General features: G+C 41.7%; 20 protein-coding genes and 7 tRNA genes. 11 read left to right on the top strand and 16 right to left on the bottom strand.

What is annotated here, in order from left to right:
* Positions 1-90 precede the first annotated feature (90 nt).
* Positions 91-519 carry a hypothetical protein gene (locus FNZ24_RS02345; protein WP_153912809.1) on the bottom strand — a complete coding sequence of 143 codons (429 nt, stop codon included), beginning with the start codon at positions 517-519 and terminating at the stop codon, positions 91-93.
* A 318-nt stretch (positions 520-837) separates the two neighbouring features.
* Here FNZ24_RS02345 and FNZ24_RS02340 point away from each other — a divergent pair, with 318 nt between their 5' ends.
* The 11 genes from FNZ24_RS02340 to FNZ24_RS02290 all read left to right on the top strand — a co-directional run bounded on the left by FNZ24_RS02340 (position 838) and on the right by FNZ24_RS02290 (position 5852).
* Positions 838-2073 (top strand): FAD-dependent monooxygenase, encoded by a 1236-nt coding sequence (locus tag FNZ24_RS02340; protein WP_153912808.1) that lies wholly within the window; start codon positions 838-840, stop codon positions 2071-2073.
* A gap of 194 nt (positions 2074-2267) precedes the next feature.
* Positions 2268-2855, top strand: a complete 588-nt coding sequence (gene pth, locus FNZ24_RS02335; protein ID WP_153912807.1) for an aminoacyl-tRNA hydrolase — start codon at positions 2268-2270, stop codon at positions 2853-2855.
* Positions 2856-2961: 106 nt separating this feature from the next.
* On the top strand, positions 2962-4053 hold the full coding sequence (gene ychF / locus FNZ24_RS02330; RefSeq protein WP_153912806.1) for a redox-regulated ATPase YchF: 1092 nt from the start codon (positions 2962-2964) through the stop codon (positions 4051-4053).
* A 215-nt stretch (positions 4054-4268) separates the two neighbouring features.
* Positions 4269-4345: transfer RNA gene (locus tag FNZ24_RS02325), tRNA-Met, on the top strand.
* Positions 4346-4468: 123 nt separating this feature from the next.
* A tRNA-Leu gene (locus tag FNZ24_RS02320) sits at positions 4469-4553 on the top strand.
* A 49-nt stretch (positions 4554-4602) separates the two neighbouring features.
* Positions 4603-4677, top strand: a tRNA-Gln gene (locus FNZ24_RS02315).
* A gap of 26 nt (positions 4678-4703) precedes the next feature.
* Positions 4704-4778: transfer RNA gene (locus FNZ24_RS02310), tRNA-Gln, on the top strand.
* 5 nt (positions 4779-4783) lie between these two features.
* Positions 4784-4860 (top strand) — tRNA-Met (locus tag FNZ24_RS02305).
* Positions 4861-4967: 107 nt separating this feature from the next.
* A tRNA-Leu gene (locus FNZ24_RS02300) sits at positions 4968-5052 on the top strand.
* Positions 5053-5109: 57 nt separating this feature from the next.
* Positions 5110-5184, top strand: a tRNA-Gln gene (locus tag FNZ24_RS02295).
* 185 nt (positions 5185-5369) lie between these two features.
* Positions 5370-5852 carry a GNAT family N-acetyltransferase gene (locus tag FNZ24_RS02290; RefSeq protein WP_153912805.1) on the top strand — a complete coding sequence of 161 codons (483 nt, stop codon included), beginning with the start codon at positions 5370-5372 and terminating at the stop codon, positions 5850-5852.
* Positions 5853-5934: 82 nt separating this feature from the next.
* On the opposite strand, the gene FNZ24_RS02285 is transcribed toward FNZ24_RS02290, so the two are convergent.
* The 15 genes from FNZ24_RS02285 to FNZ24_RS02215 form a co-directional block, all read right to left on the bottom strand.
* Positions 5935-6921, bottom strand: coding sequence for an AgmX/PglI C-terminal domain-containing protein (locus FNZ24_RS02285; RefSeq protein WP_153912804.1), 987 nt, complete (start codon positions 6919-6921; stop codon positions 5935-5937).
* A gap of 1 nt (position 6922) precedes the next feature.
* Positions 6923-7453: an ExbD/TolR family protein gene (locus FNZ24_RS02280; RefSeq protein ID WP_228768350.1), complete on the bottom strand. Its 531-nt coding sequence runs from the start codon at positions 7451-7453 to the stop codon at positions 6923-6925.
* A complete protein-coding gene (locus FNZ24_RS02275) occupies positions 7450-7998 on the bottom strand; it encodes a biopolymer transporter ExbD (RefSeq protein ID WP_153912802.1) in 549 nt (182 codons plus the stop codon). The genes FNZ24_RS02280 and FNZ24_RS02275 overlap by 4 nt, the downstream gene beginning before the upstream one ends.
* A gap of 5 nt (positions 7999-8003) precedes the next feature.
* Complete coding sequence (locus FNZ24_RS02270; RefSeq protein WP_153912801.1) at positions 8004-8657, bottom strand: MotA/TolQ/ExbB proton channel family protein; 654 nt, start codon at positions 8655-8657, stop codon at positions 8004-8006.
* A 131-nt stretch (positions 8658-8788) separates the two neighbouring features.
* Entirely contained in the window at positions 8789-9127 is a 339-nt protein-coding gene (locus FNZ24_RS02265) for a hypothetical protein (RefSeq protein WP_153912800.1), read from the bottom strand.
* A 1-nt stretch (position 9128) separates the two neighbouring features.
* The gene (locus FNZ24_RS02260) at positions 9129-9944 is read right to left on the bottom strand and encodes a tetratricopeptide repeat protein (protein ID WP_194944978.1); all 816 of its coding nucleotides are present in this window, start codon (positions 9942-9944) and stop codon (positions 9129-9131) included.
* A gap of 40 nt (positions 9945-9984) precedes the next feature.
* The gene (locus FNZ24_RS02255; RefSeq protein ID WP_153912798.1) at positions 9985-13275 is read right to left on the bottom strand and encodes a tetratricopeptide repeat protein; all 3291 of its coding nucleotides are present in this window, start codon (positions 13273-13275) and stop codon (positions 9985-9987) included.
* Positions 13275-15563, bottom strand: a complete 2289-nt coding sequence (locus FNZ24_RS02250) for a tetratricopeptide repeat protein (protein WP_153912797.1) — start codon at positions 15561-15563, stop codon at positions 13275-13277. The genes FNZ24_RS02255 and FNZ24_RS02250 overlap by 1 nt, the downstream gene beginning before the upstream one ends.
* A 51-nt stretch (positions 15564-15614) precedes the next feature.
* Positions 15615-16232: an AraC family transcriptional regulator gene (locus tag FNZ24_RS02245; protein ID WP_228768349.1), complete on the bottom strand. Its 618-nt coding sequence runs from the start codon at positions 16230-16232 to the stop codon at positions 15615-15617.
* 47 nt (positions 16233-16279) lie between these two features.
* The gene (locus FNZ24_RS02240; RefSeq protein ID WP_228768348.1) at positions 16280-17434 is read right to left on the bottom strand and encodes a DUF3570 domain-containing protein; all 1155 of its coding nucleotides are present in this window, start codon (positions 17432-17434) and stop codon (positions 16280-16282) included.
* A complete protein-coding gene (locus FNZ24_RS02235; RefSeq protein WP_153912796.1) occupies positions 17421-17657 on the bottom strand; it encodes a DUF4266 domain-containing protein in 237 nt (78 codons plus the stop codon). Before FNZ24_RS02235 ends, FNZ24_RS02240 begins: the two co-directional genes overlap by 14 nt.
* 16 nt (positions 17658-17673) lie before the next feature.
* Complete coding sequence (locus tag FNZ24_RS02230) at positions 17674-18177, bottom strand: TlpA family protein disulfide reductase (RefSeq protein WP_153912795.1); 504 nt, start codon at positions 18175-18177, stop codon at positions 17674-17676.
* 97 nt (positions 18178-18274) lie between these two features.
* Positions 18275-18946 (bottom strand): outer membrane beta-barrel domain-containing protein, encoded by a 672-nt coding sequence (locus FNZ24_RS02225; RefSeq protein WP_228768347.1) that lies wholly within the window; start codon positions 18944-18946, stop codon positions 18275-18277.
* A 39-nt stretch (positions 18947-18985) separates the two neighbouring features.
* The gene (locus FNZ24_RS02220) at positions 18986-19747 is read right to left on the bottom strand and encodes an SH3 domain-containing protein (RefSeq protein WP_153912794.1); all 762 of its coding nucleotides are present in this window, start codon (positions 19745-19747) and stop codon (positions 18986-18988) included.
* 48 nt (positions 19748-19795) lie between these two features.
* A complete protein-coding gene (locus FNZ24_RS02215; protein ID WP_153912793.1) occupies positions 19796-22507 on the bottom strand; it encodes a hypothetical protein in 2712 nt (903 codons plus the stop codon).
* Positions 22508-22614: the final 107 nt, after the last annotated feature.

The following is a 22614-nucleotide window of genomic DNA, read 5'->3' as shown; positions in this document are numbered from 1 at the left end:
ATACGCCGTTCTATATACCACAGAAAAATAGCCGCATATTTTAACTGCACAAAGGCTCGCTGGCTAGCCTTTGTGCACATCTAGTGAGCTTTATTCTGAAAAGCTTAATACCCTTATTTTTTCAGGGTATTTATTTGTATTGGCTAACTCGTTTGATTGATTAGCAAAAAAGCCTAATTGCTTGGCCATTAGTTGATTATTTTGACGCGCTTGAGTCATTAAGTTTTGTTGAAGTTCATCTGCATGGTAATCAAATGACACTAAATGATTCGCTTCTTGGATTGAAAATCCAAAATCTTTGGCCATTGCCACATTATCTTGGCGCGCTTGAGCAATTATTTTTTGGGGTAGCTCTCGATTAAAGCGTGTGAGTATTTCCGTGGTTTGTTGATATAAGGCATAATCAAACGCAGAACGGTAAATCACTGTGACAGTTTCCATTGGTTTCATTTGAGCTTGCGACGCTACTGAAAATAATGCAGTAAAGGCCAGAAAACCAGCAGTAAGCACTTGAGTCATCCTTTTTGCTTTTGAAGCTAAAGGGACTGTCGAATTTGTGGTGCTAATTTTTGTAGAATGTACGTACGTGCAATGACTAGACATAGTATCCTCTCTTACCTTGGCATGGCGGATGTGCTGCAAGGTGTTTCCATTAGACAGTTTGAGTATAAGAAGAGGTTTACTGGATAATATGTCACCATTGTAAGCAGGTGTTGCTCAAAGATGACCTAGCAACATATCGACACGATTAAGCGATTTTAGACACGTTTGTTCATATTTTAACCGTTAAGCTTAGGTTAAAGTTTAATGCAAAAGTGCGATGATAAGGGTTTAACAATGCAAGATGCAGGTAATGATGCAAGTAGTAAAGCTGAACAGGGGCAACCTGTTCAACATGATGTCGTTATTGTTGGCGGTGGTATGGTCGGTGCGGCTGTTGCGGTAGGTTTAGGTCAACTTGGGCTAAATGTCGCTATGATAGAAGCGCATCAACCAAAATCCTATGATCCCGAACAAGCGTTAGATCTTCGTGTTTCTGCAATTAGTGTCGCTTCTGAGCAGTTACTTGAGCGCTTAGGTGTAATGGACGAGTTACTTTCTTTACGCCATGTCGCTTATAAAGGATTAGAAACTTGGGAAATGGAAGATTGCATTACCCAGTTTCATGCCGATCAAATCGATGAAACGCATTTAGGCTACTTTTTTGAAAATCGACTCATTCAACTTTGTTTATGGCAGCAAATTAACACCATGGACAATATCACCGTTTATTGTCCTGATAGCGTCAGTGCTTTTGAGCGAATAAGCGCTAATGGTCAACAACATATAAAAGTGACACTACAATCTGGCGTTGTATTGAACGCCAGATTATTAGTTGGTGCAGATGGTGCTAACTCGCAAGTGCGTCAATGGGCGGGTATTGGTATTACGGGTTGGGATTATGCGCAATCTGCCATGCTGATTAATGTTGCTACAGCCACAGAGCAACAAGATGTCACTTGGCAGCAATTTACTCCAGCAGGGCCACGTTCGTTATTACCGCTTCCTGGCAATAATGCTTCACTAGTTTGGTATGACAGTCGCAGCCGTATTAAACAGTTAATGCAGCTTAATCATCAGCAATTAGCTGAGCAAATTAGGCAACATTTTCCAGAGCGTTTAGACAGTGATTTTACTGTCATCGATCGTGGTAGTTTCCCGCTTACTCGTCGTCACGCTCAATCATATTGCCAAGATAATGTGGTGATATTAGGCGATGCTGCCCACACGATTAACCCACTGGCAGGCCAAGGGGTTAATATTGGTTTTAAAGATGTTGATGTTCTCATTGCAACCATTGCAGATGCTGTAGGCAATGATCGCCCATGGTGGACACAAAGCACTTTAAAGCAATATCAGTGTAAACGTTATAGCGACAACTTATTAATGATGTCTGCCATGGATGCATTCTATGCCGGTTTCAGTAATGATTTATTACCGATGAAGTTATTACGTAATGGCATGCTAAAACTGGCAAATCACGATAATCCCATCAAAAAGAAAGTCCTCAAGTACGCACTAGGCTTATCGTAAAGCCTTCGCTGAGCAAAGCTAAAATAAACCTCCCTGAGCATAACTTCTTGAACATAAATAGCACAGGGGATTTGTTGAGTTCAGTTTTGAGTGTTAAAATGCCGCGCTTTAGCGCCTTCAAATCATATTTGATGTTTTATATTTGAATGATTTGAAGTCGGCGCGGTCATATTATTCGCTAAAAATGAGTGCTAATGAGTCAAATTAAACTGATTGTAGGTCTTGCCAATCCAGGTGCTGAATACGCCCAAACTCGCCATAATGCTGGTGCGTGGTATGTTCAAGAGTTAGCCCGTTTATGCGGCGTCACATTAGTCCCTGACAGTAAGTACTTTGGCTTAACGGCTAGAGTTACCATTGACGGTAAAGACGTACGGTTATTGATCCCGACCACTTTTATGAATTTAAGTGGCAAGTCTGTGGGGGCGTTAGCCAATTTTTTCCGAATTACCCCTACAGAAATATTAGTGGCTCATGATGAGCTTGATATGGAGCCTGGTGTTGCCAAGTTTAAACTCGGCGGCGGTCATGGTGGTCATAACGGCTTAAAAGATATTATTGCGAAAATGGCCAATGACAAAGGTTTCCACCGTCTACGGATAGGTATTGGCCATCCTGGTGACAAAAACCGTGTCAGCGGTTATGTCTTAGGTAAAGCGCCAGCGAGCGAACAAGAAAAGATGGATGCAGTGATTGATGAAGCAGTGCGTTCAACTGAGATTTTATTTAAGCAAGATATGGCGAAAGCCATGAACAGATTACATACTTTTAAAGCAGTTTAAATTTTATAGCCTACATAAAGGTAGTAAGGTTTTTCTGTTTCAAAGCAACTATTGATATTCACTGCCTCAGTTTCGATGCAGTTCAACATATATAAAGGTAACAAATATGGGTTTTAAATGCGGCATTGTGGGTTTGCCAAACGTAGGTAAGTCGACACTATTTAATGCATTAACAGAAGCAGGAATTGAAGCAGCTAACTTCCCGTTTTGTACCATTGAGCCTAACACAGGTGTTGTACCTGTACCGGATTCACGTCTAGATAAGTTAGCAGCAATTGTTAGCCCTGAGCGCATTCTACCTACAACAATGGAATTTGTTGATATTGCAGGTTTGGTTGCTGGTGCATCTAAAGGTGAAGGTCTAGGTAACAAGTTCCTAGCTAACATTCGAGAAACTGATGCAATTGGTCATGTTGTACGTTGTTTTGAAGATCCAAACATTGTTCACGTTGCGAACAAAGTCGATCCTGCTGGCGATATCGAAGTGATTAACACTGAACTTGCACTTGCTGACTTAGATAGTTTAGAGCGTGCGATTACCCGCCAACAAAAACGTGCTAAAGGCGGCGATCAAGAAGCTAAGTTTGAAGTTGAAGTGCTAGAAAAAATGCGCCCAACATTAGATGAAGGCCAAATGTTGCGTTCACTAGAGTTAAGCAAAGAAGAAATTGCCGCAGTTGCATACCTTAACTTCTTAACACTGAAACCAACAATGTACATTGCTAACGTTGCTGAAGACGGTTTTGAAGACAACCCGCATTTAGATGCTGTTAAAGCCATTGCTGAAACTGAAAATGCAGTGGTTGTTGCTGTTTGCGCTGCAATTGAATCAGAGCTTGCTGAAATGGATGCAGAAGACCGTATCGAGTTCATGGCAGATCTTGGACTTGAAGAGTCTGGTCTTGATCGCGTGATCCGTGCTGGTTACGATTTATTAGACTTACAAACTTACTTCACAGCAGGCGTAAAAGAAGTTCGCGCTTGGACTGTGCCTGTTGGCGCGAGTGCGCCACAAGCTGCAGGTGTGATCCATACTGACTTCGAACGTGGCTTTATTCGTGCTCAAGTAATGAGCTATGATGACTTTATTGAATATAAAGGTGAAGCTGGCGCTAAAGATGCGGGTAAATTACGCGTTGAAGGTAAGGCTTATATCGTTAAAGATGGCGATGTTATGCATTTCCTATTTAACGTTTAATCGGTATTTTCAAACTATAATAGTCTGAAGATCACTGCTAAAGAGTATTGAGGTTAACTTTATTAGGATATTTTGTCGATTTGACGCTCAGTTTGGTGAACTTATAGCCGAACAACAACAATTGATGAAAATAGCTAAAAAAAGCAGTTGACCTCGATACCCTGAATAAGCATAATACGCCCCGTCCTCACGACGAGGGCAAGTAAGAATGAAGTGGCAATGTAGCTCAGCTGGTTAGAGCACAGCACTCATAATGCTGGGGTCGCAGGTTCAAGTCCCGCCATTGCTACCATCTTCTCAAGATGTAAAAGATGAGATTTGCTAGTTAGTTAAAATCGTAAGGTTTTAGAAATATGACTGGCTACCTTCTCAAGGTTAAATGAGCATCGTGTTCTGGATGTTAAACAGAGTCAGTGCGGGAGTGGTGGAATTGGTAGACACGCCAGATTTAGGTTCTGGTGCCGTAAGGTGTGAGAGTTCAAGTCTCTCTTCCCGTACCATTATTAAGAAAGACTGGCTTTAAGCGGGTTTTTCAAAAAAGCTTTAGATTGGGATATCGCCAAGTGGTAAGGCACCGGGTTTTGATCTCGGCATCCCCAGGTTCGAATCCTGGTATCCCAGCCATTTTAAAGTAAGTAGTAAAAGATTATTGGGATATCGCCAAGTGGTAAGGCACCGGGTTTTGATCTCGGCATCCCCAGGTTCGAATCCTGGTATCCCAGCCATCTTCGGCAATGTAGCTCAGCTGGTTAGAGCACAGCACTCATAATGCTGGGGTCGCAGGTTCAAGTCCCGCCATTGCTACCATATTTTGAAGGTAGGATAGAGGGAAACCTTTTACTACTTAGTTAGAAAAGAGCAAGAAACAGAGTTTACTCATGATGTAAATGAGTTTATTCTGGTGAAAATTTGATGCGGGAGTGGTGGAATTGGTAGACACGCCAGATTTAGGTTCTGGTGCCGTAAGGTGTGAGAGTTCAAGTCTCTCCTCCCGTACCATCAAATTTTTCTTCAATATGTAAACCTTCCTAGTTTAAGTGATACATATCCAAATTTTGGGATATCGCCAAGTGGTAAGGCACCGGGTTTTGATCTCGGCATCCCCAGGTTCGAATCCTGGTATCCCAGCCATATTTAGCTTAACAGCTAGAGCAAAAGCCCGTCTTATGACGGGCTTTTTGTTGTCTGAAATTTATTGGTTCACTCACTTCTCATTTGACAAGCGTCACTGAGAAGTGGATTAGTATTTAATGATTCTGTTGTTTGTAGAAGAATGTAAGCTAACCCTAGCCTTTTATAGCTTGAGTAAATAATACATGCCGATTAATCCTATTAATGAATCTTTGTGGCCAGAGATATTTGAACTGCAATCCCGTGCCTATATGGATATTGAGCCTGAGTCCCTTGAAGTATTAAGAGACAAGTGGCTGCATTCTCCCCATTGCTGTTTTGTGTTTCAAAATGAAGACAATAAAATCAGTGCTTACTTGCTAGCCCATGTTTGGGGCGAGGAAACACCTCCTAAGCTTTATCAGCCGCTTTGTGAACAAAATAACTGCAGTAGTTTGTTTTTACATGATTTGGCTGTGTCAGCATCGCTTAATGGCTCTGGGCTAGGAAAACAAATGGTGCAGCGGTTAATTTCTATCGCTAAACAACATCATTATCAGCAAATACAATTAGTGGCGATTCAAGGCTCTGTGCCTTTTTGGCAAAAAATGGGCTTTATCGTCGATAAAAGTCAATTGGCGAACGAATGTTATGGGGAAGGCGCGAAGGTGATGAAGCAAATAGTGTAACTGCTTTGACTTAGTATCCTAATACCCAAAAAAATACGGCCAGTTGGCCGTATTTTTATTAGCTGCAAATTAAACAAGGCGATTAACTAGGTAAAAAGTCGATTGCCCAAATAGTTGTCATTGTTGCCACATCTTCAGCTGGGAAGACGATGGAGCGCAGTACAACTTTTAATTGCCGTTCTAACTTGGCATTGTTTAACTGGCTTGATTGAATATCAACACGGCTAATACTGCCGTTCGGTTGGATTTCAATCTCAAACATCACTTTTCCTTTCAGGAAAGGATCTTTGCGTAAAGCTCGATTATACAAAGCATATAATCTGGCTTTATTAGCTTCAAGCGTGCGTCTTAATGCAGCTTCAGAGCGCTGGTTTCCTGCTGAAGCCAGTTGCTCTTCCTCGGCAATCGCCCCTTGAGTGGCTAATACTTCCTCTTCTGCCAACCTGATTTGTTGAGTGTTTTTAGTGCTTAACGCATCTGACGCAACGGTTTGATTGACGGTAGAGGTGGTTAAGCTTTCGCTTTGGGTATTGGCCGATGCAGCTAACATCTTGCGTTTAACTTTTACTTCCTGCGCCTCAGTTTGCTCAAGTGTGGTTTGAGAGGCAGGTTTAATGTCAAATGCTTCACGCATTGAGAAAAGCTCATCTTTCATCGCTGCAAGACCAGAGGTTTGTGCTTTCTCTTTTGCGGCTTCACGGGTCATTGTCGGCTGTACTATTGGCTTTTCAACAGGTTTATCGACTGGCGTTTCTTCAAGCTTATCAGGTTCTTTTTCAAGTTCTGGCTCAGGTTCAGGAATAACTTCAGGCTTTTCGGGCACTGGAAGTTGTTTCTCTTTGAGCATGATTTTAGCCAATTGCGGTGGCAGTTGCTCTTTAACTTCCCTTGGCAGTTCAACTTGCTCAAGAAAAGGCACACCTATACCGAAAACGGCATAAATCACTAGCAAAAGAATTAAGATTTGCTTGAACAGCCTATCTTGCTTGCTGGGCTTAAACAAATCACCAATATCATTAAAGCTATTACTGGTTCCACTAATTGGTTGGGCTAAACTTGCTGTTGTCATATTAGCCCTCCTCAACAGATTTACTGGCTTGACGCTCAACGGCAAGAGACATGTTTCGGTAACCCGTTTCAGCACATGCAGCCATGATTTGTTTCAGCGCCATATAAGGCGTCGAACTATCGCCAATAATGGTTACTGCACGACCTTTTTCTAACTCTGACTCGGTTAGCTCAACACGTTTACTTGCTTGATAGTTCAGCTCAGTCGTTATAGCTTCAATAAACTCAGTATTTTCTTGCTCACTGAAGTTAGGTTTATCATCACTGTTTTGCCATATTGCACGTTCTTGAATTAGCACTGTATCTGCTAAAACAGTAATAACTAGGTTTTCAACTGGCAGTTCTTCAGCAATCGAAACAGGCAGTTTTATCTTTTCAATGTTTTGCAGCACTCGTACTTCAGATTGGTTCACAATCAAGAAGAACACCAAAATGGTAAAAATATCCATGAGGGCAACGAGGTTAAGCTTACCACCGGCTTTAAAGCGCTTATGGTGCTTTGCAAGTCGTTTAGTTCTGGATGATTGCTTCATGATTTATCTCCCGTATTCATACTCTCTTGAGTATCTGAGGAGAGATTTTCTGGGGCATCCCCTAGCGAGATCATCGGAAACAACTCAGCATCCACTAAACTAGCTGCAACAACTGCTTTATAGGAACGAACAGTATCCATGGCCGTGACAATGGTTTGATAATCAATATCGGGTTCAAGTAACAATACGATGTCATTCTTTTCGATAGATTGTTGCTGAAAGGTCAGTTTTAAGTCTTGTAAGTAAACTGATAAAGCCTTGAAATCATAACCTTGTTCGTTGGCTTCAAAGCGTTTTAGCAATATGCCTGCAGGGTAGTTAAGCTCAAGGCTTTGCTGAGTGATGACCAATTCTAATATTTTAGGCTCTTGTTCATCTTCAGCTTGTTGGGACTCTGACATAACTGGCAATTGCAGGTTTAATATCCGCACTTGTGAAAATACCAAACTAAGCAATAACACAGGCACGAGCACGATCATCAAATTCATAAATGAAGTGATATCGAGTTCTGCATCTTCGGTATTGGGGCGACGACGGCGTCTCATAATTATTAGCCTCGGTCTGAATCCGCTTGCTTAGTAAATGACAATGAATTAAGTAATTTAATACCTGCCATTTCAATAGAATCTACAACTGCTGCAGTTTTAGTTTGTAGTGTTGAATGAAATAAAATCAGTGGAATAGCGGTAATAAGACCAAATGCTGTGGTGTTCATCGCGACTGAAATACTTGATGAAAGCAGGTTAGCTTTTTCAGCTGGATCAGCACTGGCTACCGCTGAGAAAGCTGCAATCAGGCCCATAATGGTTCCTAATAGACCCAGTAATGTGGCGATATTAGCTAAAGTGGCAATAAATGGCGTACGTTTTTCAAGTCTTAACATGTACTCCATGATGGTTTCTTCCATTGCATATTCCACGTCTTCACGGCGGTTTGCTTGTGAGATCCGCACGATCCCAGATTGCAGAACATCAAAAACAGGTGCTTTGTTATTTTGTGCGTGCTGACTAATGGTTGCGACATCACCATTTTTAAGGGCTTCTTTGATTAAAGAAAACGCTTTTTGATTGGTTCTATGGGCTGAGCTGAGGTAAAGCCAACGCTCGATAGTAATGGCCAAACCGACCACTAAAACCAACGCGATAGGGTAAATGAAAGGTCCGCCATTTTGTAAAAATGCAATGATATGGTCGGTAAAACTCATGATATTTTCCTTTTTATTGAGTTGAACGAATGTGTTCTTATTGACTCGTCCTGAATGTAAATTCACGTGTTACTGTTACGGGTTAAAGTATTGCTTTTATTAGTACTATTAATTTGCTTTGCCCAAGTTTTTTATTGTTTTACTCCCTGAGCTGCACTGAATTCTCTGACTTCTTTTTGAAAGTGTTTGGGATTAATCGGTCGAAATTCAGGTAATGTGATTTGCATGTTTTTATCTTGAATTGCAATTGGATTAGTAATGCCTTGCCAAGGCATGATGTAGAGCACTTTAGGTTGCTCTTGTGTACCGGTGACTTTACTTTCTATTAATAAGGGTTTGTTTGCTGTGCTGATGGTTTCAGCGGCATTAAGCTGGCCAATGCTAATGACTGATATCAGCAAGAGTGCCATAACAGCAATAACAACTGCGTTAACACGGTATGTTGTCATCGGGATTAATGAACTAAGCATCTTATCCTTCTCCTTCTTGCAAATTGAGTCCTGCTCGCTGAATTTTTATTTCAACGCCAGCCAACCATCGCTGGGCTTGAACATCATCAGGTTTTAGCAATAAATAGGATTGATAATAACGTCTCGAATCCAGTAGTTTTCCTCGGTATAGCTCGAGCAAAATAGCGAGGTTAACTTGTGCTTCTGGATAATTAGGCCAAATAGATAATGCGGTTAAATAGTCTTGTTCAGCTTGTTCAAACCGACCTTGTTGTCTAGCAACCTGTGCTTTGAGTTGATAGGCGTAGGGGTTTTTATCATTGGCAGCTATAGCTTGAGTTAATTGACTGTCAGCCAATTCAAAGTCATTTTTATTGATAGCGATAAGGGCTTTGTTTACCAATGCACCTGATAGGGTTGGCTGCGCCAAGAGTACCTGATCAAATAATGCATCAGCTTGATCAAATTGCTGCTGTTTCATCAGAGCTAGCGCGTCTTGATATTGAGTTAACACCGAACTGGGTACATTGGCTAAACGCTGCTGAGCTTGCTCTGCGTATAAGTTGTAATTATTGGCTGATATATCATTTAAAGCCCCATTACTTGCCGTTTGCTTATTTGAACCATTCCCTACAGAGCCATTCGCCACAGAACTAGCATTGCCAGCATCAGTGTTGACCATATCCACCATACTGCTATCTAGGGCATCAATAGCGTTAGTTTCTGGGTTTTCACTCGTTTGATCATTTGTCATCGTTGAACATGCTGACAAGATCATTAAGCTGAAACCCATTAATAACTTGATGGCGATATGAGCTGATAAAAGTGTTTTATTCACTTTATTCTTCACCTGCCTATTTACTATTTTGCTTAAAGGTTTAGTGAATTGATTCAACGACATCATGTGTCACCTCCTGTTTGTTATATAACGCAGGTGACAGCTCAGTTAAGGTTGCGAAACTTTTGCCAATCCATTGGTCATAAATATTTTGCCATGCCCGCTCAGTGTTACTGATATGAATTTCAATTGCCTTTTCCTCAAATGGATAGGCGAGCTCTTCAAGCAATATTTCGTACTCTTCCAGCGCTAATTCATCTAAGTCACTAGGGCGCTCAGAATCCATGACATCTGCAGCAAGTTGACGATACATTTCAGCTAAGTTAAACGTCGCTTGTGGTACATATTGTGCCCGCTGGAAATCTAGCACTTGTTGATAATAACTAATGGCCTGTTTCATAGCGTCTTGCTTGCGCTTCAGGGTTTTATTTAATGGTGCGGTTAACTTAATCGAGATAAATGTTTGTTGATGGGCATGGGCCAGTCTTGATGCTGCAATAGAGGCAATTTCTATTTCACGGCCAGAAACGGGCTTGCTGCTTGCACCTTGTTTGCTATGGAAATTTAAAATTTGGCGATACCAGTAATACTCTTTGTTTGGCTCGTTAGATTGCTGATAAAAACCGCTCATTTTTAACCGTACTTCTTGGGCTATATCAAATGGTTCAGGATAAGTTTTTGCATAAGTACGGAAGGTTAAGCGTGCTTTTTCGGTTTCACCTGCTTTAAGATAATACTCAGCTGCGGTGTACTGAGCTTCACGTTTTAACGCTCCAGAAGGTTGGTTAGCAACAATAATTAACAGTTGCTCTGCGGCTAAATCCCATTGTCCTAATGCTTCATAGGATTGGGCAAGTTTAGCTGGTATAGATGCACTGAATTGGTGTTGAGGGTAACGCTGCTGAAAGGGAATAAGCACAGCAACGGCTTGTTGCCATTGCTGCTGCGATAACAACAGATTTGCCGCTTCAAACTCACCACTTATGGCATATTTAGATTCTGGCACCACGTTACTGATCCGCAGTAAATCCACTACGGCAAGTTCAGGTGCTTGCGTTTTATTGGCTTGCCCCTGGAAGTAGATACTAGAAGCTAATAAGTCACGCATTTCTGCACGAGCTTGTTTTTGTTGTGCGTTACTATTGCTATCAGCACTTAAGTACTTCAGGGCTAAATTGTAAGATTGTTCAGCGAGTACATATTGGTTTTGTTGATATAAACCATGTGCATATAACTGACTAACCACTTGTACTTGTTTTAGATGAGTACTGGAAAGCATTTTTCCATGCTGTAGCGCATTAGTTACTGCGGTATTGCTAAGGTCAATGGTTCTAATTTGGGCTTGCTGTTGATCAAGTTGTAGATCTGTTTCCGATACCGTTTCAGCTTGATTTATCACACCGTGGGCGACTAATACAAATTCAGTAAATTGACTTAAATCCTGATAGTTCTTCATTTCAAAAGAATACTGACTAGCATGAGTTGCTAACTCTAAAGCGCGTTTATCAGTTGGATAATGGGCAATAAACTGTTTATCTAATGCTAATCTTTCATCGAGAATAAGTTGCCTTTGGGGATTTTCGATATCAGCTTTATTTTGTAGAGGTTGCAAAATCTCGCGAATCGCAACGGTTGTGGCATAAGCTGATTGTTTTTTAAGGCGCGCGCGCTCTGGAGTTAATTGCTCTTGATTGCTAGCAGTCAATTCAGGCTTTTTATCAGCTTGTTGTTCTGATTGTTGTTCTGGCAGTTTCTCTGCTGATGGCTCACCATAGGCAATGGCTTTATAGCTGGTGAGTGCCTGTCTAAATTGCTGCGCTTCAAAGTTGGCATCAGCGTAAAGATACTCATCGGTTAATATATCTTTGGTAAGTAACTGTGTTGCTTGAGGAAGCTTAGCTAATTGTAGGTAAGTATCTAAAGCGTTAGCCGCATCTTTAAAAGCATTGATTCGATTTGTGCCAGCCAGTTGCTGCTGGGCGTTGGCATAAACTCTGCGGCTATGCTCATCACTAAAGCTCAGTAAATGCGGTAATAATTCTTGTTGCTGCTCAATCGGTGCTTGAGCCCAAAAGCGACTGTTGAGCCCGTATTGGGCAATATAGTCATTTTTAAGGTTATGCATCGAGGCAAATTTGCCTTGGCGCTGATAAAGCTCAAGTAATGCCAGCGAATAGCGCGCTGACCAAATATTGTCTTTGGCCAAATCGATATAGGCTTGGTAAGTCAATTCAGCATCATGCTGTAAATCTTGCTTAAGCAAAAATTTAGCTAGATTATCAAATAATACATGCTGATAAATGTGTAAGTAACTGGTATTTGCCTGTTGGGATTTAACCAGTTCTACCAGTGAATGAGCTTGATGTTGTTGACTGAGTGAGATGCTCAATACACGTTGAGCATCTATCGCGAGATTTTGTTCTCGGCTGCTCAGGCTGTCAAAGCTAAAATTTGTTGAGTGTAATGGGTTTGCTTGGCTGCCAGTATCACGGTCACCGTCTGCCAAAGGGCTTACTGATATATGATTCGCTAAAATGGTATCAAATACAGCTAAGAAAGTTTTATCGGCTTCAGGTAAGCGGTTTAATTTAAATAGTGACCAACCAGTCATATAGATGCTGTTTAGTAAGTATTTGTCATTATTTTCAGCCGACTGAACTTGTTGATAAGCACTAATTGCAGCAGGGTAATCTTGCAGATTGTAATAAATTTCGCCACGCCTAAAGTTAAGCTCCGCAAGGTATTGTGTATTAGGGTAGCGAGCTAGCAAGGACTCCATTTCAAGTAAACTTTCATCTAGCTCACCTTGTAAATCTAATGCTTTTGCAAGCTGATATTGCAAATGCTCATTATCAGTTCTAGTAGGGTAACGCTGTAATAAACCTTGGTACTCAGTAATTAACTTGGCTAGCTGCTGATCATTTTGTTTGAACTGGGCTAAAGCTGCTTGCTCAGCACTCAGTGCCAGTGCGGTCGGATTGGTATTTGATGTATCAAGCGCAGCGTCAAACTCACCAAACATTTGTTCTTCAAGGTTTTCGGTCTTGATTTGAACTAGGCGATATTCAACATTGGTTCGCACTTCAGGATTCGGTTCTAGGGTTAGCAGCTGCTGATATATCTTTGCTAAAGCTTGAGTGCGTTGTGCTTTGGTTAATACGACTGAATCCAGATTTAATGCAGGTTGTTGTTTGGCTAAATCGGTGAGTGTTGCCCGCTGTGATTGACGTTCACTTGGTGTATCAGTGGTACTTTTACAACCAGTAACACTGATACCTGCAGTTAACATGCAAGTGATTAAGACTGATAATTTAAATCTAGGCTGAATCATTACAATCCCTCCTTAGTATTGACTAAAGAAGTCGTTGCTTTTGGAGCTGAACTTGCCATAGGTACTGAGTCCATCTGTGACATTTGCTCTAAAACAGCTGCCATTTCGTGGCGAGATATCAGTAACAATTGCTGCAGTTGGCTTTGTTGTTGTGAAACAAATACGGCTATTTTTTGCTGAATTTTTTGCTCAGTGGCCGTTGTGAGTTGGGCAATATTTTTAGTCACCTTAGTCAGTGCTAGCTCTGCTTGAACCTGACGTTGCTCAAACGGGTTAGTTTGCTGCTGAGCATTAGCTAACAGTGCAAAACGCTGTTGCTGCTTAGTGGCAATAATCAGTTGTTGCTCAACTTCTTTTAACAGTTTTTTATGTTGCCATAATCGCTGAGGGAACTGCTGCTGTAGCTTCCAATCTAATACTGCTTCAACTCGTGCAAGTCTTTGTTGATAGTCCTCAGTATTTCTTTGGCCATTAACTACAGCGATTATTTGATGACTTTGATTGACTCGGTTAAGCCAGTCTTGTTCTGCCTCATTGGCAAAAATACGCGCATTTTGCTGCTGTTCTGCTTCAGCAATAGTGATACTGAGTTGTTGCTGTTGAAGTGTTAGTTGCTGAATGAGTTCAGCATAAGGTGTTTGTTTTTGCTGCTTTATAATTCGTGTTTGGCGACGCTTATTAAGCTCAATGGTTTCCTTTATCCAAGCATTTTTTTGTTGCTGTTCAAACAGGTTTTGCTTGAGTAATGTTAGCTCGGTTAAGGTGTCGACATCGTTTTTAAGTTCAGGATTTTTTAACGCTTTTTGTAGCCACAAGCTTTGGCTATCATTTTGCGTCGTTAGCGGATTTTGGTTATCGAAAATACTGACAAACTTATGCTGTTTAATGTCTTTTTGAAAGCGTTCTAAATCGGCTAACTGCTGAAGGTAAAGCTGCTCGGCTTGTTGGTAGCTGGTTAAACTTTCTGCCAATGTATTTTGTTGTTTAATTTGCGCCGATAAAAGTAGCGCTGACTGCCAGCCTAGCTGTGAATGTGGGTATTGACGGGTTAATAAATCGAGCAGGGCTGTTGAAGTAGTATATTGATTAACTTGCTGAGCTGAAAAAGCAAATAAAAACAGAGCCGACTCTGTATATGGACTGAGCTGCGGGAAATCTTTTAATTGGTCAAATGCGGCTTGATATTGCGTTTGTTTAACATACATTTGCGCAAGTAATAGTTGCGCATAATCTTTGATGGCTTGCTGTTGTAGCATTTTATCGTTTGCGCTGTCTTCACTTGAACCAGCCTGGTTGTTTATGACATCGCTATTAACCGATTGAGGGCTTTTTTCGGTAAACAAGTCTTGCCAAAAACTGGTTTCAGTTTGTGCTAAACGAATATTTTTAAGACGTGTAAGCAGTTGTTCTGCACCTTGAAAATCACTGACTTCAATCATTTGTAATGCTTGGTTAAGCATTACGTATGCAGAAAGCGATGAGTAGCCAATGGTTTCTGCTTCATCATCAAGGTTAACTGCAAACTTGCTGGATGCTTCACCTATGATGTTAGCGGTAGCTGTGTAAATTACTGGCCAGTGGGCTAATTGGTTTAAAATCAGATATTGCTCGGCATAAGATGCTGGTAGCTGATTTATTTTTCCTAACGTGCGTTGGGCTGCAGTTAATTTACCTTGCTCGATTTGTTGCTCTGACAATTGTAAAAGGGCAATTAATTTAAGCTCAGCTGCTGAGGTGTTAGATTTGGCACTATTAGTTTCATTAGGCTTGTCATCAATGATGCTATCTGTAGATTGTGGCGATATTCCTGCCAGTTTGTCTTTAGCTTGTTGATCTATTAATGCTTGCTCAAATGTGGCTAATGTCTGAGTTGCCTGATGATGTAAACCAATAGAAACCTGTAAGCCTGCTTCAAATAAATGACTTTTAGCTGTATCGGCTTCAAAACGTTGTCGATTAAAGGCAACCTGTCTTAATGCGGCGTTGTAGTCGCCTTCGAAGTAATAATATAAGGCTTGGCGATAGAGTTTATTTCGAAAACTTGCCTGCTGCTCCGGCGTTGCTACTGCTGATTCTGTTGCGATAGTAGATGCGACTTCAGCGTTATCAGCTTGAGCAGTATTAGGCTGGTCGCTTATAGATAGCGCGGCATTGACCGAAAGTGAACAGATAAGGCAGCTTGTCACAATAAAGCGCGGTAATGCAGACTTAAGACTTCTGCTAACTCGTGCCAATGAGCTAACTAGTACCAATGAGCTAACTACTGATAATGAGCTTGAGCTAATCATTGAACTCACTAGCGAGAGATGAGTTTTTGGTAAGTAAACTGGCATAATCAGTTATAAAACCCACTCTTCAACTTTTACATCAGCGCGATAGCTAGATGCATTATCTTCAAGTTTTAGCTCCAACATGACGGTTTCATCGGTTTTTTCAAACTCATGATTAACGGCTCTTTGTACTGGTCGACCTTCAGCATCAACACCGGTAAAAATAGCGGTGAGCTGGTGTTGGCCAGTTTTCAAATTACCCATATAGACTTTTTGAATGCCGCCTTTTTCCAGTGCACGACGTTGGCGTTGGGTATATAGAAAACCAGCCACGTTCTCGCTATTAATTTTAAGTTCGACACTGTCTAGGGTAAAAAAGCGCCCGATATCTACTGACACAAATACCGCCACTTGAGTACTGGCTGGAAACAATAGATCTTCTTCGAGGATAAATAAGTCGCGGTTAAGCTTGATAACTTGGCTCTTAATGTCTTCTAGCTCACTCGCTACAGCGCTATTAGCTATATTATTTTCAACCTTGGCAGCATTTTCATCATTCGCATAGCTTGGATTAATAACTGCGATGCATAGTGCAATGGCTGCCAACAGCCCAGACATAAACGGTTTGGAAAATACACTTTTAATCATGATGTTCTGGTGTAAAAATCCTTGTTCTACTTGATTCATATTCTCTGCCTTGAAAATGGGTAAATGGCTAACAGTACGCAGCATGATTAAAAGTAAACGCTGTAAAAGGCGCGTATTACGTTAGCTGAAAAGTTATAAAACGGTTCATTTCCCACACCGCCATCAGCGGTTGGATCTCTAAAGTTGTTGTAATCGAAAGTAATATAGTCCCATTGCAAACTGGCCTCTGAGCGAGTGTCGCCAAAAGATAAGCTTTCAGGCATTAGGTATGTGACCCCAAGACCCAGGGTTAAATCATTAAAATCACTGAGCTCTTTATCCCGTGCTAAGTAATTTTGTGCATCTTGATAAGGGAATAAATCACTATAGAACTCGGCTTGGGTTTGCTGGTAATAGCGGACTTTAAATTCAAGTTCTAAAAAGTCACCAATAGGATGGCGGTAACCTAACTCAATATCATTGGCGTTGATTTCCCAGCTGTCGTTGAAATACCGGTAATGAAAAAACAGTGCGGCTCGGTAAGGTAGAAAATAGCTGGCAGATAATTTACTTGAAAATGAATTACGGGTTTCAGGGTAAACCTCAGATTGATAGCCTACACCTGATGGATTGCTGTTATCCAAATAACGCACTGTACGGTATGGATTATTTAGGTAACCTTCATCTGCAATTGCTTCAAAATTGAGTTGTGCTGTTAAGTTTTTAGTCAAGATTTGGCTGATACCAGCGCGAATGCGGTATTGCTGACTTTGCTCTTCAAACAGGTCATCACCATTACGACGAATCTCATTATCGCCAAAAGACACACCAAGGCTTAGGTTGGTTAGATCGCCAAAGGTATCTTGAGAAACATTGACACTAAACGACTGTGCTAAGTAATCATCTTCATCACTTTGACGTACATTGAAAGACATTAAGGTTTTGTCATTCAGGTATTCAACCCCAACTTGGCCTTCGTGTCGTTTTTCAGTGTAGGGACTTGCGGTACTGATGACATCGACTGAGGCTGATGAAATGGTATCGAGGTAGTAATAGCCAGTGAAGGCTAATGACTCAGTGGCTTTTTTACGAAGTAACACTGACGGCCCATCAATCTTCATCCCACCGCCTTCGTAGCTATGATAGAGCACGTCAGCGCGATCAGGCTCTAATACCGCAGCCCAAGACAATGGAACGTGTAAGGTCACTAGCAGCAAAGCAATAAGCTTAATCAAAGGAGACTTCATATTAGTTACAACCACAACCACCGCCTCCTGTTCCTTCAGCGCCGCGGGCTGATTCACGCGCTTCTAATACGTGAGCAACATGCATATTCGCGATAGGGTGACGGCCAAAGCGCATAATGGGATCGGCTAAGTTTTGACGTTCATAGGGTTTAACCCAAGGGTCGATATCTAAGCTTGAACAACCTGATAATGTCAGAAACGAGGTTAAGGCTGTTGCTGTGATGATTAGTTTTCTCATTGGGTTCACCATAGGGTTATTCTCTGATCAGCTTTTTAATCGCAGCGGCATATTTTTTCTCGTAACCGTCTTGGTAACCAAGAAACACATATCGCACTTTGCCATCACGGTCGACAATCACTGTGGTTGGCATCGCTTTTACATCGTAGGTTTCAGAAAGGGAGTTGGTTTCATCAAAAAATATATCGAAACTTAAATTAAGGTCGGCGAGGAAATCTTTACCAGCTTGGTTCTCTTGTTCAACGTTAACTCCCCATACCGCAATACCTAAGTCTTGATATTTATTCTCAAGCTTTTGCAATACAGGCATCTCTTTACGGCACGGTCCACACCAAGAAGCCCAAAAGTTAATTAAAATAATATTGCCGCGCTGCTCAGAAAGGTTAAGGTTCTCACCTTGCATATTTTTAAGGGTAAAATCAGGTGCCATGTCTCCTTCAGATAATGCATGGGCTTGCATCGACAAGCTCAGTGTTAACAAGGTACATAAGGCGATAAAACAGCGCTTTGAAAACATCATTTATAATCCTTTATTTGTTTCTTATATTTTGTTTTTCATGATTTAGCCTGCCGTCGATGGCGCGACTTTTAAGTATTCGGGGAGCGTTAAGCCCGTCCTAAAAGTAAACAGCAATACCAGTCGCAAACGTTAAGTTATGGGTGGTTTTTGATGAACCGGTTATTTGCGTGTCAAAGATGTAGTCGCTCATTGCTAAATCCCATGCGACCCAATCATTTAAAAACACTCGATAATTAGCGGTTAAATTGACTGTAAATTGTTCATCGCCAGCAAATTCAGTGCTACCACCACCCAGTTCAAAAGAGAACACGCTGTTAAACACTAAGTCTTCACTGAAAAATATTTCACCAGGCAAAAAGTTATAGCCAATGTTCAGTCCGTAATAGCTCATTTCACGTTCTTCATCGGTCAGAAGGGGCGCGGTGTTGGCAAGCTTTTCAAAACTTGTGTCTCCACCCTCAGCAACCGCGTAACGCGCTTTTACATAAAAGTGTTCACTGATGTGATACCCAAGGTGTGCACTTATCCAAGGACTATTTTCAAAGTCTTCAATCGACATTAAGCCGCCTTGAATGCCCACTTCAAAATTCTCAGTATCAAGTACATCATCAAGTACTTCTCGGCGCTCAACATCGGCTTTTACGCCAACACTTGCCTGAGAGTCTGCAGCCATCACACCTGCACTGAAGTTAATCCCAAAGGCTAAAAGACTTATCGTTGATAGGCTTTTAAACGCGGTTTTAGCATGGTTTGTTATTATTGTTTTCATTGCTACCTTCATGACGACTTTGATGTTCCGTTAATGGGGTTAGAAAAATACGCTAAAGCCTACTTTCCAAGATTGAAGTTGTTCGTTTTCATCTCGGTCGGTTAATGCCAACGAAAATTTATATTCAGCACGTAAAATAAAGTTACGGGCTAAGTGATATTTTATGCCTGCGGCAGCGCTCATTAAGGTGCTATCACGTGATTCAGAATCAGCGATAACACTATGAGGTTTAGTGTTGATAATGCCGCCGCCCACACCTAGGTAAGGGCTAATGAGTAAATCAGGAAAAGGGTGGCTGATGAGCATGGCTTCAAATAAATCACTGTCGGAAATACTGCCAAGTGCTTTACCCGCTGACAGTTCGGCGGTAAACACTGGGGTGAATACATAGCCTAATTGAAGTTGGTAGAAATTCGCGCCTTCAAGGTCGCCGTACATTACTCCAGCTTCCCAATCTCGTTGTAGGTAAGCTTCGGTCCCTATCACTTGTTGATTGACTGCTTCACCATGTTGGCTAAAACCCAGTAAATCATCTTCATGGAACCAGCCTTCAATACCACGCTTATCACGAACTTTTAACCATGAGGTGCGTTTAAGTAATACGTTAACTTGTTCATTTTGCTCGACCACATGCACCACTGGATAACCTGCACTCGGACCTGAGTGAAGTTCAATAAAAGGCACATCGATGGTTAATTTAGCCGCAGCAGATTCAGCCAGAGCTAGATTCGGATTCAATAATGTCAGGCAAAGTAAGGCACCTGATAACACAGTGTTGAATATAAGGCGATAATTAAGCATGGCTTCCTTGTTGTAACATCATCTGTCCCTGTTCGTTTGGCTCTAAAGTTAATCCTGAGAGTAAAATGGCGTGTTGTAATACTGTGCGCCAATATCTATCCATTCGCTTAATAGCTTAAGCTCTTCAGCTGTCAGCATATTTTGATGGGTTTCATTGTTCATAGTGTCAAAAAAGTTAGCGCTGGCTCTGGCGCCATTGGTCGACATAATGGCAGGTACATTCACTGTGGTCATCACAGGAATTGGGTTACCTTCTGCGTCGAGTATCAGTTCGCCTTCGGCATCAACTTGGTAAACAATATTGCCGTCAGCATCGAGCACTACGACGAGTTTGTCGACGATGATGCCGTCAATCTCTTCCTGTTCAACATCATTGAAAAATAACTCTCGGTAGCTGGTGAGGTGGGCGACTTCATCTATTGATGGGGTTGCCAGTAACTCAAGTTGCCCCGCCGGTACTTGAGCAAGGTTATTATCATCGACAATGTTGTGACAGCTTGTGCAAGTGTTGTCGGCAAGAATTTCTAAAGTGACCTCATCGATTGCAAGGCGTTGTAAATCCCAAATTGGCTGAATATGTTCGACGTAATTGATTTGAATGCGGCAATAGGTATTCCAGTTATTAAAGCATTCGCTACCATTTGGAGCCGGGGTTTGCAGGTTTTCGTAAGCAATATTGATGTTGTCGTTAACGGCTGAAATATCAGGGTTGGTCCAACGGTCTTGGTAATTTAAGCTTGATGTTAACTCTGGGATGCCATTGACCATGGCATCAGCTTGCGCCATCGTTTGGCCTTGGATTGGAATGATATTTTGACTGGCATTAGGAAATGCTGAGCCGCCGATGGCACCTGAGTTTATACTGTCAGCTTGGGCTGCATATCGGCCATGGGGTAATTGACTGTTAGCAGTATGACAACCCGTACATTGCAGGGTTTCACCCGCTTTTAAGCTTATCCACTGACTGTGACGTCCGCCAATACGTTGGCCGTTAATATCAAGCACACTAATCGCTACAGGGATATTAGCAGGTACTTTAATTTTTACTGAACCGTCTGGCTGGATCGGCGTGTAGCCAATGATTTCACGCATGAGTTGATTGCGGCTTCGACCAAAATCAGTATTAGCAATATCTCTCACCTCATCAGATGGCATAGGGACGCCGCGGACAACTTTCAAAAAACGTGCAGGTAGCTCACTTGCTGGAGTTAGGGAAGGATCGCTTAATTGAGCGATACCACCTAGATTAGCGGTGCTGTCTTGGCCATCGAAATCGTAAACGCTGCGAATATGAATCGCGGCGGCAAGTTCTTCATGTAATTGTGGATCAAGTTCATTACCAATGACTTTATCCGCAATAAAGGTTTTAGGTTGTGAAGAAGGCTGCATCACAAGTGCTTCTGTAATGACTTTACCTGCCTCGCTGTCGGCCACTAACTGCTGAGTTCCGTCGGCATCATTGAGCAACCACAGCTCATACAAGGGGTCGGCAAGTTCAAGGGTTTGATCTAATAGCTGCTCGTCTGTTAACTGACCGCAGGCACGGATTTGCTCTTCAATCACGACCCGACATAAATCCCAGCTCAACAAATAGCGCTGACTATTATCGGGTAGCGGGGAAAGGTGAGTTAATCGACCTGAAGGAGAGAGTAAATCTGAAAAGTTAAAATTAAACTCAAAGCTCATCTCTAAGTCATTAATGGCGTTATCGCTAGCGCCAGATTGCACAGTGGCTTGTTGGTTATCAGTGAACTCTTCAATATTGATGACCACAGGACGCTTTTGATAACTCATGTCATCTTGTGATGACAGTAAAACTAATATGTCACCATTGGGCAGTTGTTGTGGCTTGATAAACTCAATGAGTTCACTTTGTTCATCAAAATCAACTTGGTGTGAATGCCAGCCAAACATCAGTTGGTTATCAGTCCCATCAGGATTCATTTGATATAAGTTAATGCCTTTATTACCGCCCATGTTATCCCAGCGACTATAAAGAATTTGGCCGTTTTGCAGAACTAATGGATAAAAATCATGGCTTAAATTAAAACTTAGCTGTTCTATGCCTGTTCCATCAGGATTCATCAGATGAATATTGAAGGTCTCATTATCACGGCTTTCATCAAGGGCTGTGTATTGTGGCTTACCTTCATCTAACATTATGGCGCGGGATAAACGCTGGCGAGTTGATGCAAATACAATGCGACCATCAGGTAAGAATGATGCCATTAAATCATCACCTTGAGCTGCCGTGGTATCGCTGGTGATAATGCGTTCAAGGGTTTGGTTAGCTAGCTGGTAACGCCAAATGTTCCAGCTAGGCTGCTCCATTTCATCTACACCTTCAATTTCAGGTGCGCGAATTGATACTAAAAATTGTTGTCCATCATCAGAGACAGACAAGTCTCGAATATCGATGCGTTGAACAGTTTCAGGGGCGGCGTCTTCGCCTAACAAGTCAGCGAATAATTCAGCGGTGATGTTGGTGACAGGGGAGTCGGTAAAGGCATTCCGTTTTACAAAGAGTTGTGCACCAGGGTTAAATTGGGCTGGGTTTCGAGACTGGAAGCTCGCGCCTTGGGGATCGTCATTATCGCTTTGTGCTATCAAATCACGTTGAATATAAACGACAGGGTATTCGACTAATACAGGATCGGGTTGTTCATCTTTGATAGCAGTGTCGGTGTTGCAACCAGAAAGAAGAACAAAGGCCAGCAAAGCTTTACAGCCTAAAGCATTAGAGCCTACGAATGGCCTCATTTATTACCCTTAATATATAATTGTTATTATTGTTATTGTTACATAGTAAAAATGTAATAACTCTTGACATTATTGCCCCCTAGCCCCAGTGTTTCAATACTTTTTAG

Source organism: Shewanella sp. TC10 (assembly GCF_009663145.1).
GTDB lineage: Bacteria > Pseudomonadota > Gammaproteobacteria > Enterobacterales > Shewanellaceae > Shewanella.
Note: the sequence above shows the minus strand (reverse complement) of the source record. Positions and strands in the feature narration are given on the sequence as shown.